Annotated in this window: 1 protein-coding gene; it reads right to left on the bottom strand. The window is 66.0% G+C overall.

Translation table 11 applies throughout. The annotated features are described in order from the left end of the window. Window positions 1–89 precede the first annotated feature (89 nt). On the bottom strand, window positions 90–1,418 hold the full coding sequence (gene ltrA, locus H7841_18300) for a group II intron reverse transcriptase/maturase (GenBank protein ID MEO5338810.1): 1,329 nt from the start codon (window positions 1,416–1,418) through the stop codon (window positions 90–92). Window positions 1,419–2,041 lie beyond the last annotated feature (623 nt).

Here is a 2,041-nt window from a genome sequence, read left to right as displayed (position 1 = left end):
CGATAGGGGTCGGGAAGGGCTCCGCCCTCCCCGCCCTCCGAACCGTGCGGGCAGTTTTCCTGCACACGGCTCTCCAGTCGATGGTTTCCTCATCGGGAGTCTCTCGCTGCCAAGTGGGCACTCCTCAAGGTGAACAGCCCGGCTTGTGCGAAGAAGGCGTTGGTCCAGCGTGACGTCGCGGCATAGCAGAACCCGAGGCCGCCGCGCTTTCCCTGTTTGAGCAGGATGGCGCGCAGCCGTCGGCGGATGAACCTGTCCAGCGGAGAAAACGTCGTCCAGTGGGCATGCTTGAAGTACCCGAACCAGCCCCGCAGGACGGGATTGAGAGTGGCGATGACCCGCTCCAGGCTCACGCCCTGGGTCCGTCGCGTCTTCTCCCGCACCTTGTCCTTGAAGCGGTCCAGGCTCTTCTTGCGGATCAGCCGCAGCCCCCCCTCGAAACGGTATCCGAGGAAATCGAAGCCCTGGCCACGCTGGCGGCAGTCGCCCAGATGCGTCTTGTCCGGGTGCAACGCGAGGCCACTCGCCTCGACCCACGCCCGGATGTCCGCCAGGGCGGCCTCCGCTTCGTCCCGGCTTCGACACAGGACCACGAAGTCATCCGCATACCGCACCATCCGATATCCCTTGCCGGCCAGGAGTTCGTCCAGGGGATGGAGGTAGAGATTCGCCAGTAGCGGACTGATGACGGCCCCTTGCGGGGTTCCGCCCGTCGGCGTCCAGCGGTCCATCCCGTGCAGAACATCCTGGTCGAGCCACGCCTGGAGCAAGGCGAGAACACGGCCATCACTGATCCGTGCCGAGACCTGCTTCATCAACCGGTCGTGCGGGATGCTGTCGAAGTAGCTGCGGAGATCGGCATCCACCACGAAGGTGTGGCCCTCGCAGACCAGACGGTCCACCTCGCGCAAGGCATCCTTGCAGCCCCGGCCCGGCCGGAACCCGTAGCTCGATGGCAGGAACACCGCTTCGAAAATCGGTTCGATGGCGAACTTCACCGCCGTCTGGACGATGCGGTCCTTGACCGTGGGTATGCCCAGCGGCCTCGTCTTGCCATCGCCTTTGGGGATGTCCACCCGCCGGACCGGTTGCGGGCGATAGGCTCCCGTCCGCAGGTCCGACGCCAGTTCGGCCAGATAGTCCTCTGCCCGCGCCGCGAACCGTTCGATGCTCTGTCCATCCACTCCCGCGGCTCCGCGGTTGGCCCGGACTTTCTCCCAGGCCGCCGCCAATGTCGCCGGAGCGTACACCTTGTCGATCAAACTGAACCAGCGGCCTCCCTTGACGCCGTTGCCCAGCGCCGAGACCATGCGCTCGGTCCAGATCGAGGCTTCCACCCACGACCAGTCGCGGGCGTCTGCATCTTGTCTAGCCGTTCCCGGCACTGACGATGCTTGGTCTTGCCTCTTGCCGTCCATCGCGCATCCATCTTCCTGCCCCCCTTCCCTTCAGGCGGTTTATGCTCTCCGCCCGTCTCCACGGCGCCGCGCGCCGCATCGCGGTATTATGAGGGCTCTGACTCCTGCCGTCCTCACCTGGCCGGCAGGTCTCTCCGCTTACTCCGCCTTGCCGTCCGAGCATCCCATCCCCACCCACGTCGCGCACCCGGATGTCGCTTTCACCGTCACCACAGCGCATCCGATGATTTCCAGGCTTCGCCCTACCCGGGCAGGCTCGCCGTGCCACGCCGCCGTATCGGGTTCGTTCCCTACGGGCTGCTCTTTCGTCTCCTGTTGCTCCCCACCCCGCCTCGCGGCGACGCAGTTACTCTCGACTACGCACGATGTGACGTCGTGCGGCAGGGACTTTCACCCTGCTGACAAGGCGTCCTCACGGACGCACCCGGGCGCCCCGCGTCCGCGGGGCTTGGCCGCGCCCGCAATGGGCGCTGGTGGCTCGCGCCACTTTTTTCTTTGGTCCCTCGATAGGGGTCGGGAAGGGCTCCGCCCTCCCCGCCCTCCGAACCGTGCGGGCAGTTTTCCTGCACACGGCTCTCCAGTCGATGGTTTCCTCATCGGGAGTCTCTCGCTGCCAAGTGGGC

The organism is Magnetospirillum sp. WYHS-4, assembly GCA_039908345.1.
Taxonomy (GTDB): domain Bacteria; phylum Pseudomonadota; class Alphaproteobacteria; order Rhodospirillales; family GLO-3; genus JAMOBD01.
Note: the sequence above shows the minus strand (reverse complement) of the source record. Positions and strands in the feature narration are given on the sequence as shown.